Annotated in this window: 11 protein-coding genes and 1 pseudogene; 8 read left to right on the top strand and 4 right to left on the bottom strand. The window is 46.4% G+C overall.

The annotated features are described in order from the left end of the window. Positions 1-71: 71 nt before the first annotated feature. From topA to fdhD, 5 genes are all read left to right on the top strand, one after another. A complete protein-coding gene (topA, locus tag ACTRWF_RS01215) occupies positions 72-2,732 on the top strand; it encodes a type I DNA topoisomerase (protein WP_020744912.1) in 2,661 nt (886 codons plus the stop codon). Positions 2,733-2,867: 135 nt separating this feature from the next. Further along, on the top strand, positions 2,868-3,419 hold the full coding sequence (locus tag ACTRWF_RS01210; protein WP_012518193.1) for a DUF2058 domain-containing protein: 552 nt from the start codon (positions 2,868-2,870) through the stop codon (positions 3,417-3,419). Between the two features lie 365 nt (positions 3,420-3,784). After that, positions 3,785-4,594: a leishmanolysin-related zinc metalloendopeptidase gene (locus ACTRWF_RS01205; protein ID WP_012518194.1), complete on the top strand. Its 810-nt coding sequence runs from the start codon at positions 3,785-3,787 to the stop codon at positions 4,592-4,594. Between the two features lie 100 nt (positions 4,595-4,694). Continuing rightward, complete coding sequence (gene mobA, locus ACTRWF_RS01200; protein WP_232363035.1) at positions 4,695-5,321, top strand: molybdenum cofactor guanylyltransferase; 627 nt, start codon at positions 4,695-4,697, stop codon at positions 5,319-5,321. Continuing rightward, entirely contained in the window at positions 5,311-6,117 is an 807-nt protein-coding gene (gene fdhD / locus ACTRWF_RS01195) for a formate dehydrogenase accessory sulfurtransferase FdhD (protein WP_012518196.1), read from the top strand. The genes mobA and fdhD overlap by 11 nt, the downstream gene beginning before the upstream one ends. Here the strand turns inward: fdhD and ACTRWF_RS01190 are convergent. Further along, complete coding sequence (locus ACTRWF_RS01190; protein WP_012518197.1) at positions 6,050-8,389, bottom strand: FdhF/YdeP family oxidoreductase; 2,340 nt, start codon at positions 8,387-8,389, stop codon at positions 6,050-6,052. The genes fdhD and ACTRWF_RS01190 overlap by 68 nt on opposite strands. 384 nt (positions 8,390-8,773) lie before the next feature. Between ACTRWF_RS01190 and ACTRWF_RS01185 the strand changes: the two genes are divergently transcribed. Further along, positions 8,774-9,229 carry a GNAT family N-acetyltransferase gene (locus ACTRWF_RS01185; protein ID WP_012518198.1) on the top strand — a complete coding sequence of 152 codons (456 nt, stop codon included), beginning with the start codon at positions 8,774-8,776 and terminating at the stop codon, positions 9,227-9,229. Between the two features lie 51 nt (positions 9,230-9,280). Here ACTRWF_RS01185 and ACTRWF_RS01180 read toward each other — a convergent pair. From ACTRWF_RS01180 to rne, 3 genes and pseudogenes are all read right to left on the bottom strand, one after another. Beyond that, positions 9,281-9,736, bottom strand: a pseudogene (locus tag ACTRWF_RS01180) (HAD-IA family hydrolase); the annotation flags it as partial. A 115-nt stretch (positions 9,737-9,851) separates the two neighbouring features. Further along, positions 9,852-10,946, bottom strand: a complete 1,095-nt coding sequence (locus tag ACTRWF_RS01175) for a phosphotransferase (protein WP_012518200.1) — start codon at positions 10,944-10,946, stop codon at positions 9,852-9,854. A gap of 132 nt (positions 10,947-11,078) precedes the next feature. Next, positions 11,079-14,483 (bottom strand): ribonuclease E, encoded by a 3,405-nt coding sequence (gene rne / locus ACTRWF_RS01170; RefSeq protein ID WP_012518201.1) that lies wholly within the window; start codon positions 14,481-14,483, stop codon positions 11,079-11,081. Between the two features lie 793 nt (positions 14,484-15,276). On the opposite strand from rne, the gene rluC reads away from it, so the two are divergent. Together rluC and ACTRWF_RS01160 are read left to right on the top strand one after the other, a co-directional pair. Continuing rightward, complete coding sequence (gene rluC, locus ACTRWF_RS01165) at positions 15,277-16,218, top strand: 23S rRNA pseudouridine(955/2504/2580) synthase RluC (RefSeq protein ID WP_012518202.1); 942 nt, start codon at positions 15,277-15,279, stop codon at positions 16,216-16,218. A 7-nt stretch (positions 16,219-16,225) separates the two neighbouring features. Further along, complete coding sequence (locus tag ACTRWF_RS01160) at positions 16,226-16,930, top strand: HAD-IA family hydrolase (protein WP_012518203.1); 705 nt, start codon at positions 16,226-16,228, stop codon at positions 16,928-16,930. The last annotated feature ends 18 nt before the right edge of the window (positions 16,931-16,948 follow it).

Genomic DNA, 16,948 nt, shown 5'->3' with positions numbered 1-16,948 from the left:
TGCAAGGTTACTCCAAATTTCAGAAATTGACGTAAATAGTCATTTAAAATCAATAGGTTTAGTTCAATTATATGGCAAAATCACTGGTCATAGTCGAGTCACCAGCCAAAGCAAAAACGATAAATAAATATCTTGGTAAAGATTTTATCGTAAAAAGTTCGGTTGGCCATGTGCGAGATCTTCCAACGAAGGCGTTAGGCAAAGTAGAGCCTAAAAAACCGGCTAAAGAACTCAAAACTTTAAGCGAAGAAGCGCGTCAAGAATACCTTCGACGTCATGAATATTTGAAACTTGTAGACAGAATGGGTGTGGATCCAGAGAAAGACTGGAAAGCGCACTACCAAGTATTACAAGGTAAAGAAAAAGTCGTTAACGAGCTTAAAAAATTAGCGAAAGACGCAGACACCATTTATCTCGCAACCGATTTGGATCGCGAGGGAGAGGCCATCGCTTGGCATCTGCAGGAGTTGCTGGGTAAAAAAGATAAAACGTATCAGCGTGTGGTGTTTAATGAAATTACCAAAAACGCGATTCAAGATGCGTTTTCAGACCCGGGTGAGCTAAATATATCTCGTGTCAATGCGCAGCAAGCACGCCGATTCTTAGACCGTGTTGTGGGCTTTATGGTGTCGCCCCTGCTTTGGAAAAAGATTGCCCGAGGCCTATCTGCAGGCCGTGTTCAATCGGTAGCAGTACGCTTAGTGGTGGAGCGCGAGCGAGAAATTAAAGCGTTTGTGCCGGAAGAGTTTTGGGATGTGCACGCCGACCTGACCAGTCAAGAAAAAGCGGCACTACGGATGCTGGTGGCTAAGTATCAAGGCAACGGGTTTAAGCCAAAAAATAAGGCAGAAGCCGACAAAGCGCTGGCTGATTTAGAAAGTGCGAAATACACGGTAGAAAGCCGCGAATCGAAGCCAACGCAAAGCCGCCCATCAGCGCCGTTTATCACGTCTACACTACAGCAAGCGGCAAGTACGCGACTAGGCTTTGGTGTTAAGAAAACCATGATGATGGCGCAGCGTCTTTATGAAGCGGGTTACATCACCTATATGCGTACCGACTCGACAAATTTGAGTCAAGAAGCGCTAGACAGTGCTCGAGCGTATATTTCCGATAATTTCGGAAACAAGTATTTACCAGATTCCCCAATTCGCTACGGCAGCAAAGAAGGCGCGCAAGAAGCGCACGAAGCGATTCGCCCGTCTAATGTTAATATCGGCGCTGCTAGTTTAGGTGATATGGAACGTGACGCTCAGCGTCTTTACGAGTTGATTTGGCGACAATTTTTGGCCTGTCAAATGACGCCAGCGAAGTACGACGCAACCACCATCAAAGTGGCGGCGGGTGATTACGAGCTAACCGCCAAAGGCCGTGTACTTAAGTTTGACGGTTGGACGCGCGTGCAGCCACAGCTTCGCAAAAAAGGCGATGAAGAATTAATGTTGCCAGATGTGCAGAAAGGCGATGTGCTTGACTTGAAAGCACTTGATCCTAAGCAGCATTTCACAAAACCAGTGGCACGATTTAACGAAGCGTCTTTGGTAAAAGAGCTGGAAAAACGCGGCATTGGCCGCCCGTCGACCTACGCGAGTATTATCTCAACCATTCAAGACCGCGGCTATGTACGTTTAGAGAACAAGCGTTTTTATGCCGAGAAAATGGGTGAGATCGTTAACGATCGTTTAATGGAAAACTTCGACGACTTAATGAGTTACGACTTTACGGCCAACATGGAGCAACATCTCGATGATATTGCTGAAGGCAACAAAGACTGGAAAGACGTACTCAATGAATTCTACAGTGGGTTTTACGGTAAGCTTCTAAACGCAGAGAAAGATCCTGAAGAAGGCGGTATGCGCCTAAATCAGGCGATACCAGCGGGTATTGAGTGCGACAAATGCGGCCGTGAAATGAACGTAAGAACCGCGTCAACGGGTGTATTCTTAGGTTGTTCTGGGTATAACTTGCCGCCTAAAGAGCGCTGCACGAATACTATGAACTTAACGCCTGGCGATGAAGTCGTTAAGGTAGATGACGAAGAAGAGCTTGAAACCGAAGCCCTTCGTTCTAAAAAGCGGTGTCCTAAATGCGGCACTGCCATGGACAGTTACTTGGTAGATGAAACCCGTAAGTTACACGTTTGTGGTAATACACCTACCTGTGATGGAACCTTGGTTGAAGCGGGTACCTTTAAAATTAAAGGCTACGACGGCCCGATTATCGAATGCGATAAGTGCGGCAGCGATATGGAGCTTAAAAACGGTCGATTCGGTAAATACTTTGGCTGTACCAACGAAGAGTGTAAGAATACCCGTAAGCTTTTACGAAACGGCGAAGCTGCACCACCTAAAGAAGACCCAGTAGATTTACCTGAGCTACCGTGTGAAAAATCTGATGCTCACTTTATGCTACGTGACGGTGCGTCGGGCATCTTTTTAGCGGCCCACAACTTTCCTAAATCGCGTGAAACTCGTGCGCCGAAAGTGGAAGAACTTGCACGCTTTAGAGATAGAATTTCGCCAAAATTCTATTATCTTGCAGATGCGCCGAAAACCGATCCTGACGGAAACCCTGCAATAGTTCGATATAGCAGAAAGACTAAGCAGCAATATGTGATGTCGGAAAATGAAAACGGCAAAGCGACGGGCTGGTCAGCATGGTATGACGATGGCAAGTGGCAAGAGCAGGCGGCTAAAAAGCCGGCTGCCAAGTCGAAAGCGAAGAAAAAATAATTCAAAGCTAATACAATACTGTGAAGCGTAAAAAATAAGCCCGAATTTATTCGGGCTTATTACTTCTTGAATATTTGTTAGGTCTTGCAACCTATTTCATGCAAGGCTAATTACTACATTAATAGAGAGTGAGTTATGGCCTCTTTACAAGATCAACTTTTAAAAGCCGGATTGGCTGATAAAGCGACTGCGAAACAAGCGCGCGCAGATAAACGCAAAAAACAAAAACAGAAAAATAAGCAAAAGCAGCCTGTGGTAGATGAAGCAGCATTAGCGGCGCAGCAAGCGGCTGAAGAGAAAAAAGCGCGCTCTCGAGAGCTTAATCAGCTTCAACAACAGGAAAGGGAAAGACGCTCGATAGCCGCACAAGTAAGACAACTTATTACCGTAAACAAGCAGCCACGTAAGGGCGAAACCTTGCTTAATTTTACCCACGACAACGTAGTAAAACGCATGTACGTGAGTGAAGAAATGCACAAGCAGGTGACGAAAGGTCGCTTAACTGTGGTTATGCTAGACGATGCGTACGAACTGGTTCCCACTCCGGTTGCAGACAAAATAGCTCAGCGCGATGAAGCGTCTGTTATTTATCGCGCCGACTTAGATAAAAGTGGTAGCGACGGCAAAGACGAGGCTGAAGACGATTGGTATGCCGATTACGAAATTCCAGACGATTTGACCTGGTAGTCCTTCTAAACTCACCACCTTATGGTTGTTAGGCAGTCAGGTGGTGGGTAATCTTACCTAGTATTTATCTAACCAAATTAAATTTTAATGTATTGCTACTCGCACGGCGTTTTTGATTGAGCGTGCTTAATACCATCAAGTTTGAAGCCATTGTGTTACTAACGTTATCTTGATAGTAACGCTTTATAATTATTAATCTTTCTTGCGAGAAATACTTTTAGAATCCTCATTTTTGCCGCTACATAAATTACTAAAGATAACGTCGTTCTTTTGATTTCTAGACTATATTTGGTAGGGCGTATTCGTATTGCTCACCGTTATAAGCGGTATTGCACGTGGTTGTTAAAATTTGGAGGGAAACCATCATGGGTTTACCTAAGTTGGTTTTAGTAGTTGTTTCACTGTGTCTGTCACTTCCTACACAAGCAGGGCTTTTTAAAATTTCTATTAATGATCTTGGGGGCTTAACACCTTCACAATCCAGCATCTTTGATGATGCAATCGCGTATTGGGAATCATATTTAATAGGTGTTCAAAGCTCTTTTGACCATAGTATTATTATAGAGGCAAGTGGAGCGCCGATTGATGGTACAGGTGGGGTGTTAGGTAATGCTGGACCTTCTAGTATTACTCAGCTTTCCGATAGTACTTATGTTTATGCGAATAAAGGTCGCATGCGCTTTGATACGGCAGACCTTAATAACATGGAAAATAACGGCACACTTTTCGATGTTATTGTGCACGAAATGGCTCATGTTATCGGGTTTGGCATTCTGTGGACGACAGATTTTTTTATCGCAGGGAGCCAGTCTAATTACGACAATGGCACAGGGCGCTACACTGGAGAATACGCTTTGGAAATCTACCGCCGTGAGTTTGTCGAAGACGCCACCTTTATTCCTGTAGAGCTGGGCGGAGGAGCAGGTACTGCTAACAGTCATTGGGATGAGCCTTGGCCTGGTGGTTCGTCGGACTTAATGACAGGGTATTTAGGGCCTTACCCGATTACACTAAGCGACACCACTGTTGCGTCGTTTGCTGATATTGGTTATTTGACTACTGTTACTCATGCGGTTGATGGGGCTGCTACGGTATGGCTGTTTCTACTTTCATTCGGGTTAGTACTAAGAAAAAAGCCTCTACGAACTAGTGCGCGCCTTCTGCAATCTGTGTAACCTAATCAAGGCCTAGCTTTCTATTGCTAAGCAGTGTTTTGAATTTTTAGAATAAATAATGAGGGAAAGCTTGATAAGAGAGAAACATAAAGTGGATAAAGTGAATAAAACTCTTATCGGACTAGTGTTAGCGGGTGGCCAATCGCGCAGAATGGGACAAGATAAAGCCCTTATGCGTTATCAGGGAAGCACGCTTATTGAGCATGCGTCATCGCTATTAAAGGCTGCAGGGTGTGATGAGGTATTAATCAGCCGTAATGCGCCAAATTTTTTAAATGATAAAATTGATGATGCAGGTCCACTGGGTGGTGTGCATGCAGCACTGGATGTTTTATGTAATTCAAATGCGGGCAAAGGTAGCGCTATTGAATTGCTTGTCCTTCCCGTGGATATGCCCCAGATGACACCTCAGCTTTTGAAAACGCTAGTATCAGCAGGGCGGGAAGCCCAGCGGTCGGTTTATGTGAAAAAACGCTTTTTGCCTTTTTACTTGTCAGTTATGCACAATACTAACGCCATGCTAACGCACTACTTGGTCGAAAAAAACAAGCGACGTGTAGTGGGATTCTTAGAAAGCCTAGAAGCCATTGCTCTTGAAGAAGCTAATCTTGCGCGCCCTAAAAGGGTAAATGGCGAGCAAGAAAAACAGAACGAAAAAATAACCCGTATGGATGAGGCACAATGGCTTAATGTTAATACGCCAGGTGATTGGCCTGATGACATATAACGCCGAACACCACGCATTAGTTTTAGATGGAACACCTGAAACTCAACGTTTTACTCTTGCTGAAGAGGTCGCATTAAGCATTAGTTACAACGGTATCAACTATGCAGTAATGCTTGTTACGCCCAAAGACATTGAAGACTTTATTATTGGCTTCAGTTTAAGTAACGACATTATTGAGCACCCCCGCCAGCTTTATGGTATTGAGTTGACATACCACAAAGAGCACATTAATGCTGAAGTGGATATTGCTAACCAGGCTTTTTGGAAGTTAAAAGAAAATAAACGGCAATTGGCAGGTGCATCGGGCTGTGGGCTTTGTGGTGTCGAAGCGCTGGATAACGCTTTGCCTCAACTCCAACCCGTAGATCCATTGCCTCTACCAGAAGCAAGCTGGTTTGAAGGGTTGCGAGACCTAATTTCGCAAGCGCAAGCATTAGCGCAGCAAAGTGGGGCAGTGCACGGCGCGCTCTATATTGATGCCGAGCGCAATGTACTTGCGTGTCGTGAAGATATAGGAAGGCATAACGCTTTTGATAAGTTAATTGGGGCAATTGCGGCTAATAAACTTTATCAGAAGGATTGCCTTGTAGTGCTAACCAGTCGCTGTAGCTTAGAACTCGTGCAAAAAGCGATAAGAGCAAAATTACCTTTGCTTGTAACCCTTTCAGCACCTACGGCATTATCAGTTAAGTGGGCCAACCGCTATGGCGTATCCCTTATCCACGTGCCTAAATATGACTCACCGAGAGCGTATTCACCGCAATTCCTCCATCCGACTCGGACTTTGAAAGTTTGATCGCAATAAATTTTGACGTTGGTGTGAAGGTTCCGTCACCATAACTTTCTAATGGTACCAGCGGGTTGGTTTCCGGGTAATAGGCCGCGGCTTGTCCTTGGGGTATATCATAAGCCACTAACATAAATTGCTTTATCTGACGGGTTCTTCCGTCATTCCATAAAGACGTAATGTCTACTTTATCCCCGTCATTGAAGCCCAGTTTTTCGATATCGCTTTCGTTAACAAAAAGGACATCACGGGCGCCAAACACGTTTCTGTAACGGTCATCCATACCATAAATCGTGGTGTTGTATTGGTCGTGCGAGCGCAATGTCTGTAAGATTAAGTCTGGTTTTTCGCCACGAGCGACTACATCATCGTTTAATAGCGAGCTTGGCAGTGTATTGGCTGCAAATTCCGCTTTACCCGATGGTGTTAGCCACCGTCTTTCGCTCGCCGCATTGCCTAGATGAAAGCCCCCGGGGTTCGCCACTTTGCTATTAAAGTTTTTAAAGCCCTCAATGGTATCGGCAATTAGGTCGCGTATATTGTCGTAATTACTGACTACATGATCCCAGTCTACAGGCGTATTGCCTAACGTGGCTTTTGCGATACCCGAAATGATAGCCGGTTCCGAGCGAAGTTCAGGTGAGCTCGGCGGTAGTTGTCCATAGGAGAGGTGGACCATTGAAAAGGTATCCTCAACGGTAACACCTTGCTGTCCGCTAGCCTGCATGTCGACTTCAGTTCTACCCAAACAGGGTAGAATAAGCGCATCTTTTCCCGTCGTTAAGTGAGAACGGTTTAATTTAGTGGCGATATGCACGGTTAAATCGCATTTTGATAATGCGGCGTGGGTGCGCGGCGTATCCGGTGTGGCTTGTGCGAAATTACCACCTAAGCCAATGAAGACTTTGGCATCGCCACGTTCCATGGCCTGAATGGCTTGAATAGTGTTGTGACCTCTCTCTCGTGGTACCACAAAGTTAAACTTGTTTTCCAGCGCGTCGAGTAACGCTTTAGGCGGCACTTCGTTAATACCCACGGTTCTGTCACCCTGAACGTTACTATGGCCTCGAACAGGCGACAGACCGGCGCCAGGCTTGCCAACATTGCCTCGCAATAGCTGCACATTCACGATTTCTTGAACCGTAGCAACAGAGTGTTTGTGCTGTGTAATTCCCATAGCCCAGCACATGATTACCCGTTCTCCGCGCTTGTACATAGTTGCCGCGTGGCGGATGTCTTCTTTCGATAAACCACTCTGCGCTTCAATATGCTCCCAGCTGGTCGCTTCAACAGCAGTTAAATAGTCATCCATGCCATTCGTATGTGCATTGATAAAGTCGTGGTCGAATACGGGAGGGGCATTGTTCGCTTTTGCTTCCTGCTCCCAGGCTAACAGCCATTTAGCTATGCCGCGCATGACTGCCATGTCGCCACCAAGGGCAGGCCTGAAGTAAGCGGTATTGGTTGGCGTTGAACCATTGGTGAGCATTTCAATAGGGTGCTGAGGGTGTTGGAACTTTTCTAGCCCCCGCTCTTTTAGCGGGTTTAAGCAAACGACTTGGGCGCCTCTTCGCACCGCATCGCGCAGTGGCTCTAACATGCGCGGGTGGTTAGTGCCCGGGTTTTGTCCAATAACAAAGATGGTATCTGCCTTTTCGAAATCATCGAACGTGACTGTACCTTTGCCTACGCCTATGGTGGGCTTCATTCCCTGACCCGATGCTTCGTGGCACATGTTTGAGCAGTCTGGGAAGTTGTTGGTGCCAAATGCGCGAACGAATAGCTGGTAGAGATAGGCAGCTTCGTTACTTGCCCGCCCTGAGGTATAGAATTCGGCTTGATGTGGTGAACTCAGCCCGTTCAGGTGTTGAGCGATTAGGCCAAACGCGTCATCCCAGTTAATGGCTTCATATCGGTCGGTTTGGTTATTGTAACGGACCGGGTGGGTTAGTCTGCCTTGAGACTCAAGCCAGTAGTCAGTGTGTTTTTTCAACGCACTCACCGTATAGTCAGCGAAAAATTCCGGGCCTACGTAGCGACCGGTTGACTCCCAATTTACGGCTTTCGCCCCGTTTTCACAAAACTTGACTAAACCGCTTTCTGGCGACTCACCCCATGCACAACCCGGACAGTCGAAGCCTTTATCTTGATTGGTTTTTAGCATGGCCCGAAGGTTTTTGAGCGGCTTTTCACTCTGGAGCCAACTTTGGGTTACGCTTTTTAATGCACCCCATCCGCCAGCAGGGTTGCCGTATTGCTTAATATTCCGTTTATCGCTCATACTCTTCGGTGGACCTGTCGTTTAGTCAATACATAGTGTAGATACACATTAATGATTCAAACGGATGAAAGCTATAGCCTAAAACTCTGAATTCGATTAAACGAGGATCTATACGGATATATTGCGAGGCTATTTAAAAGTTAAAATTTTTATCGCCTAACTAAACTAGCACGTTGCCAAAAATAACGATTTAAATTTCACTGCCCTAATAAAAAAGAGACGTGAATGTATGTTCCCGCTCAATGTATTTGTTTACTATGTACAAAAAGCGTTGCTTAGCGTTCGTTGAAAAATCAGATGAAAGGTTAGTGCATCAAAGGCTAAGCAGTAGTTGTATGAACGCAGCACATAAGCGTTTTAAAGATAATATTCCATTGAGGTAACATGGTTTCTTGGCAGTCTCTTACATTTAATGAACTCACTACTCATCAACTCTTCGACCTACTTAAGCTACGCGTCGATGTCTTTGTTGTTGAGCAAAACTGCCCCTATCCGGAACTTGATGAAAAAGACCGTCATTCGCAAACCCATCACTTAATGGGCTTTGAAAATAATCAACTAGTGGCGTGTGCGCGGTTACTTGGCGAAGGCGTAAGTTATCCATCGGTAAGTATTGGCCGCGTGGCGACCAGTGAAGCCTTTCGGGGGAAAGGAGCGGGTAAGGCCCTTATGTGCGAAGCTATTAAGCACTGTGAGGCGCTATGGCCGGGCTGTGATATTGAAATTGGCGCGCAAGAGTATTTAAGACGCTTTTACGAGAGCTTTGGATTCAAAGCCACATCGACGATGTACTTGGAAGACGGTATTCCCCATATTGATATGAAAAGGGCAGGGGCATAAACCCCTGGCTTTATCTAGCTAGACTGGTCGGTATGTCGATGTTCTAACGATTTATTGGGCATCAGGCAGTTGAGTTACCAGTTCATCTAAACCACCTACAACGGTATCTGGTGCAATTGCCAATGGATAAAGCACTTTACCCGGGCGAGCGATAAACGCAGCTTGCCAGCCGGCCTGTTTAGCGCCAGCAATATCCCAACCATGAGCCGCGACTAACATAGCGTCTTCTGCTGCTATGCCCATTTTTTCAATAGCCCACTCATAGGTACGTGTATCGGGCTTGTACAAGTTAATGTCTTCAACGCTAAGTCGCTCGTCGAAGTAAGACAGTAGGTCTGCATTTTTAAACTGGGTATACACGCCTTCATTAGAAGAGTTGGTAAGGCTTACCAGTTTATAGCCCTTGTCTTTTAGGGCCTGCAAGCCATCGCGTACGTCTGGGTGTGGGGGAAGGCTACGTAGCGGTGTGACAATAGCCGTTTTAGCCTGCTCTTTGGTTAATTCGATACCTTCAATTTATTTGTATTCCACTTGACCTAGATAGGAGGGAGCACGAGAGGTTTTCAAAACAAGGGATGCTATACATGTTTCTTGTTATTATAGGTAGAGTGATTGAGGTGAACTACGTATTTGCGAGTGCAGATAATGCAATATCTGTCTGATACTGAAGTTCCTCATCAATCTTCCAGTGCGTTGGGCTCCACCCTGATAAAAAGCGATAGAAATCGGCGCAGGCGAACGGGTATAAGGTTTTCCATTCTTCTATAACGTGCTTGATATCATCACGGTCGAAAGAGCAAAGGGTATCGTTTGTCGATAAGCGAGTATTTAGCGCGCTTTCAAGCGCACCGAAATACGTGCCTAGCAAAGCGTCACGGTGTGTTATTTGCGCTTGGGTAGGGAGGGCACTTCCTAAGAAGTAAGCGACGTCTTTTACGCCTATGCCATGGCCGACATATTGGAAATCAACGGCGGCGCAAGCGGCGTAGTCTGGAGTAAAGCAAAAGTTCGCTACTTTTGCATCGCCGTGAATTACGGTTTGATAGCGTGCGTTGGCAAGCCGGTTAGCTATGGCCCTAGCACTTTGCTTAAGTCGGCTATCAGGCATTGCCTGATATTCTTCTTCTCTTGTTGCTAGGTGCCAATAGGAGCCTTCATGCCATAGCAACACTCGCTTTTTATTTTCCTCGAACTTTATGTTCAAAAAGCGCGCATGGAAATGGGCTAGCCACTTTAAAACGGTTTTGGCGCTTTCTACTGAAAGTGACATTGTCGTGTGGGTATAACCGCTTTGGGCGAGGTCTTCCATAACAAGCAATGTTGAATCGCCTTTTTGGTCATCAGCTACGCAAGTGGCGGTGCGACACGTGTCATCGGTGAGCGTCTGTAATGCACTATAAAAGCTATTTTCCACACGAAATGAGTGGCGTTTGCGCTCATCACTGGCCTGTCCATTCCAACCTTTGGGGTGAGCAAGGGTATCAGGGGGTGTGGCGCATTTTACCACTACATGCCTAATACCGTTGTCTCCTGGCACTTTAATGTGATGATTGCCGGCGACGTTTTTAAGCTTGGCAGCTGAATTCGTCGCTAGTTGGGCCCTAAAGCATGCGCCGTAGCCACTCCATAGGGGCTGGATCATGCTGGTGTTTATCACATCGCAGCCACTTACGTCGCTTAACCACCGAACAAACGCTTCGCTTACCACTTCGCTCATTACACGCCTTAAGAAGTAAATTAAAAAATCAACTTTCCAAAATAATTTAGCTAATGAAAAAGCCGCTCGAAAGCGGCTTTTAATGCATTTTACTAATTGAACGCTAACAAACTGTTAGCGTAAACGGGTTAGCTATTGCGCTACTGCGTCGGCGTTTGGTTCTGCGTTAGCGTCAACCGACTTAGGTAGTGTTGTTGGCGCTGATGCTCGAGAGCCTGCCTGAGCCATTGCGGCTGTTTTACCCGAAACGGCCAGCGCTGGACGTTCGTTATCGGCTTTAGCCGTTAACGCAAGATCTACAAAGGCGTCGTTAACTTCAGCAGGTAGCGCCATCGGATGAGATGCGCCGCGCTTACCCTTACCGCTTGCAGCTAAGCTTGACGTTTCTGAAACCTGTTGCTTAGCAGGCGCTTTCGCTACCGGTGCGTTCGCTTTAGTTTCTACTGCTGCTTCGGTTGTTTCTGCAAGGTTGATTTCAACCTGCTCTGGCGATGCTGAAGCGCTTTCCTCTGCGGCTTGTTCTGACGCGTTGTCAGACGTCGCTTTCACTTCAGAAGGGGCAGCCTCTTCAGACGCTAATTCATCAGATGAGGTGCTGCTCTCGGTGGAAGCCTGCGCTTTTGCAACCGCCTCTTCTTGTGAAAGAGGGGCTGCTTTAGCGACAGAGTTCTCATCAGCTGAAGTTGTATTGCCTCCTACAGGAGTCTCTTCTGCTGAAGGTTGTTCTTCCGCTGAAGGCTGTTCTTCCGCTAAAGGCTTCTTACCCGCTGAAGGCTCTACATCAAACTGAAGTTCGTCTTGAACCGCTTCAACGTCAAGGTTCGCGGTGTCTTGCTTTTCTTGATTAGATGCTGGTTGCTCTTCAGATGGCGCTAGCTTTCCGGGCTCCTGTGCTTGAGTTTCTTCAACAGCCGGCGCTTCTGTTTGCGTAGCTACTGTGCTTGTCTCTGGCTCTTGAGGCTCAAGTTCGCCAGGTTGCTTCGCTTGTGTTTCAGCTTCATCAACTTGCTGAGACTCTTTCTTACGACGCTGACCAGCTGCACGTACGTGACGAGGAGAACGGCGCGAACGACCACGTCCTTCGCGTTTTTGCCCGTTTTCTTCGCTGTTCGCCTCTGTAGCGTCAGCGCTATCTGTTTGGCTGCCTTCAACCTTGTCGGCTTCTCGTGCAGATTTTTCTTCAGACGCTTTGTCTACAGGCTTTTTAGCTGGTTTTTTCGTTTCTTGTTTCTGAGCAGCCGTATTGCCTGACTGTGCTTCTACCTCATCGGCTTTCACCGCTTTTTGAGGCTTTGCGTCAGCTTTCGGCTTACTTTGCGCTTTTGCATCCTGTTGAGGTGCTTTTACAGCTTCGTTGCCCTTCTGGGCAGGTACCGCTTGCGCTTCTGTTTGCTCTACAATGCTTGGCGTATTGTCATCTTTCTTTACACGAACGCTACGACGCTTGTCACGGCGCTTTCTGCGTTCAGCAACTTCACGCTTCTTCTGCGCTTGGTTTTCTTGCTGTTCGCCTTCTTGCTTCTCGTGTTTGGGCTTTTGTTGCTCGTCGCGAGGCTGCTGCGCCTTACGTGGCTTGCGACCTTTGTTGTTGCGCTTGTCGTCTTGATCTTGACGCTGGTCTTGGCGCTGATCACCGCGTGCTTTGCGATTATCCTGCTGCTCGTCACGACCTTGGTCTTTATTCTGGTCTCTGTTTTGAGACGAGTTATTACGACGCTGGTTTTTATTGCGTGGCTTACGACGACGGTCGTCGTTATTGCGGCTGCGATTGTTTCTATTCTTATTTGTGTCAGTAGATTGCTGTTTCTTGTCTTTGTTGCTCTCTTCTTCACCTTCAGAGCCAAACAAGTCGCTGATCCACTTTCCAATACGCGCAAATAATGAAGGCACGTCTTCAGCTTTCTTCGCTGGCTCTTCTTTAGGTGCAACAACCGGTGCAGCCGTTGGTGCAACTAGGCCCTTAAGCGCAGGTTCTTCGCGTTTAACTGGCGTCGTAGTCGTCGTTTCAGTTTCTGCTTCTACCGCAGGCATTAACTCAACGTCGTAGCTGGCTTCAGATACCACATCGTCAGGGCGACGACGCAATACTTGGTAGTGCGGTGTGTCTAGGTTCGCGTTTGGAATGAGCAGCAAATCTACACCGTGACGTTTTTCTAGTAGCTGAATAGACTTACGTTTTTCGTTCAGTAAGTAGGTTGCTACGGGTACAGGCAATTGCGCTTCAATTTGCCCTGTATTTTCTTTAATACTTTCTTCTTCTAGTATGCGAAGAATAGACAGCGCCAAAGACTCAGTCCCGCGAATAGTACCGTGGCCTGAACAGCGAGGGCACACGTGATGCGCAGACTCACCGAGAGAAGGGCGCAGGCGCTGGCGTGACATTTCTAATAGACCAAAGCGTGAAATACGCCCTAACTGTACACGCGCTCTGTCGCTTCTTACCGCATCTTTCATGCGGTTTTCAACTTCACGCTGATGACGAACGGGGGTCATGTCAATGAAGTCGATAACAACAAGACCACCTAGATCGCGAAGGCGTAATTGACGGGCAATTTCATCAGCCGCTTCTAGGTTAGTGTTAAGGGCTGTTTCTTCGATATCACCACCCTTAGTAGCACGGGCAGAGTTGATATCAATGGAAGTCAACGCTTCCGTTGGGTCAATAACAATTGAACCACCAGACGGCAGGCGAACTTCACGTTGGAAGGCTGACTCGATTTGGCTTTCAATTTGATAGTGACTAAATAGTGGAACTTCACCGCGATAAAGCTTTACACGGCTTGCGAAATCAGGACGGACTAGCTGAATATGCTGTAGTGCCTGCTCGTAGATGCTGGTCTTGTCGATAAGAATCTCGCCAATATCACGACGTAGATAGTCGCGGATAGCGCGAACAATAACGTTGCTTTCTTGGTGAATTAAAAACGGTGCTTCACGACCTTCAGCAACCTCTGAAATTGCTTCCCAGTGCTTAAGAAGAACTTTTAAATCCCACTCTAATTCTTCGTAAGATTTACCTACACCAGCGGTACGAACAATAAGGCCCATGCCATCTGGAAGGTCAAGTTTGCTTAGTGACTCTTTAAGCTCAGTGCGCTCATCACCCTCAATTCGGCGAGAAATACCGCCAGCACGAGGGTTGTTTGGCATAAGCACTAAGTAACTTCCCGCAAGCGATAAAAATGTGGTTAGTGCCGCGCCTTTTTGGCCGCGCTCTTCTTTATCAATTTGGATGATAACTTCTTGGCCTTCTTTAATCACATCTTTGATGTTAGGGCGGCCTTCGAATTTGTAACCTTTAGGGAAGTAAGTGCGGGCTATTTCTTTAAGGGGTAGGAATCCATGACGCTCTGCGCCGTAGTCAACAAACGCTGCTTCTAAGCTGGGTTCAACACGGGTAATTTTACCCTTGTAGATATTTGCTTTCTTTTGTTCGTGTCCTGGACTCTCTATATCTAAATCGTACAACCGTTGCCCATCGACTAGGGCAACGCGCAACTCTTCTTGTTGAGTTGCATTGATTAACATTCTTTTCATTGTATCTAACTCTGTTTTCGTACAGCCGTTAAGACACAAAATTAAAGTGACATGTGCAAACCCTCACCGCGCAACCTCACGGCTGGACGGGGACCTTGTTGTTACGTCGCATTATCCTTGGTGGTTGACCATGTTAGCGCCGTTTTTAGCGCCCTAATTACTGGATGTTACTTGCGTTTGTTATGTAAACGAACCTGTAAGTAAATCTCTATGGTCACACTGCTTTAAGGATGTCGGGAGCGACTAGCCCTTATTACTGTATTCTTTAATACGAGCAAACATTGTTGCTCGCGTGTCATTTAATTCTGTTAGTTAACGGCAAACTTATTTTATGTTCGCAAGCAATGGCGGTTGCTTTTCTACGGCAGTGTAGTCGTTGCCTCTCTAGCTAGGTTGGTATGAAAATCACTTTTTCATTGCGGATGCTACCAACGCTGCGCCATGCTTTATCGTTTACAAGTTTGAACAGCATCGTCATTTTTCGCTGATTCGGTCTTGTTTGTTGTTTTTCTAACGCTGCGTTTCACTTTTTTTGGATAGGGGCACAAAAAGCCGCTTACTACCAAAATCTAATCTGTGAATTTTACCGTGCAAAAAACGTTGGTAATTATCGCACCAAAATCCCAATTTTAGCAAGGAAAGCAAGTGAATAAATTGTGTATATCTCTGCATTTCCAAACTGGTCTGCGTTCAAAACGCTAGGTTTGCCTAAAATTGCAGCGAAATATGCTTTTTTCAATATTTTGTGCGTTTCAGTTAGCAGGGGGAATTAGCAATGGGGTATACTTGGCCCATGAAAGAAGAAGCCCCAATAAAAGTACGTTTTGTAACGGTTGACGCCGATTTGGCTGGTCAACGTATCGATAATTTTTTGCGCACCCAGCTAAAGGGCGTGCCGAAAAGCATGATCTATCGCATTTTGCGCAAAGGCGAAGTGCGTGTGAATAAAGGCCGCGTTAAGCCTGAATACAAGTTACAAGCTGATGACATTGTTAGAATTCCGCCTGTTCGTGTGTCGGAAGGGGCGCCCGCGCCTTCGCCTAAACTCGACAAAATTGCTGCGTTAGAGTCTCATATTCTATTTGAAGACGATCGTATCCTGGTGATGAATAAACCATCAGGTATGGCCGTGCACGGCGGCAGCGGTTTAAGTTTCGGTTTAATAGAAGGTTTACGTGCGTTACGCCCTGACGCCAAGTTTATGGAACTGGTCCATAGATTAGACAGAGATACCTCGGGCTGCATATTAATTGCAAAAAAGCGTTCTGCACTTCGTCATATGCACGAGCAACTGCGCACGGGGAAAATGGACAAACGCTACAACGCCCTTGTTGCGGGTGAATGGCCTAAGAATCGTTTTAAGGTGAAAGCGCCGCTTCGCAAGAATGTGCTTCAATCTGGCGAGCGAATGGTTAGCGTGAGCGACGATGGTAAGCCCTCAGAAACGCGCTACCGCATTTTAGAAGAGTATGCGGGGGCGACATTGGTAGAAGCTTCGCCGATAACAGGCAGAACACACCAAATTCGTGTTCATTGCTTACATGCTGGCCATCCGATTGCTTGTGACCCTAAATACGGTGATGCGGATTTTGATGCTTCAATGAGACAAAAGGGGCTAAATAGATTGTTCCTTCATGCACGCAGCATCTCGTTGTTACATCCTGCAACAGAAGAACGGGTGACATTTTCTGCACCTTTAGACCCTATACTTTCAAATACGCTTAACGCACTGTAATTAATTTATGCATTCACAAAAAACGCTAGCCGAGGACGTCACCTCAGCGGATACAAGCAGTAAATTGCCTCGTTATAAATTAGTCATTTTTGACTGGGATGGCACCTTGATGGACTCGGCAGATAAAATTGTTAGCTGCATGCAAATTGCCGCTAAGCAGTGTGATATGCCCATACCATCTTATGAACAAGTGGGTCATATAATTGGAATTAGTTTAAAGCCTGCTATTAAACAGTTATTCAATATTCAAGATGATGAATTGGCAGAGCGTCTAGTTAAGGCCTATAAAGCGGCGTTTGTTACTGTAGATACAACGCCTTGTCCATTATTCAACGGCGTTAATACCATGTTGGCCAATTTAAAAGCGGCGGGGTGTATTCTAGCGGTTGCAACTGGCAAAGCACGTCGAGGTTTAGACCGCGCTTGGACGCAAACAGGTACAGGCGTGTATTTTAGCGCGTCGAGAACCGCTGATGAAGCTGAATCAAAACCATCGCCAGATATGTTGTTGCAGCTTCTTGACGAGCTCGGTGTAGAAGTAAAAGATGCCGTAATGGTTGGGGATACGACCTATGACATGCAAATGGCTAAAGCCATCGGCATGGATAGAATAGGGGTATCTTATGGGGTCCATGCCCAAGTACATTTAGAGGCACTTAACCCCGTTGCATTGGTTCACTCAGTTAGCGAGTTAGAAGCGACGCTGTTTTAAAATAAAACGGCGCATTGC

The sequence above is a fragment of the Alteromonas sp. G5_S2_22_S1 genome (assembly GCF_054968525.1).
The sequence above is the reverse complement of the archived record's forward strand: the minus strand, read 5'-3'. Positions and strand labels throughout refer to the sequence as shown.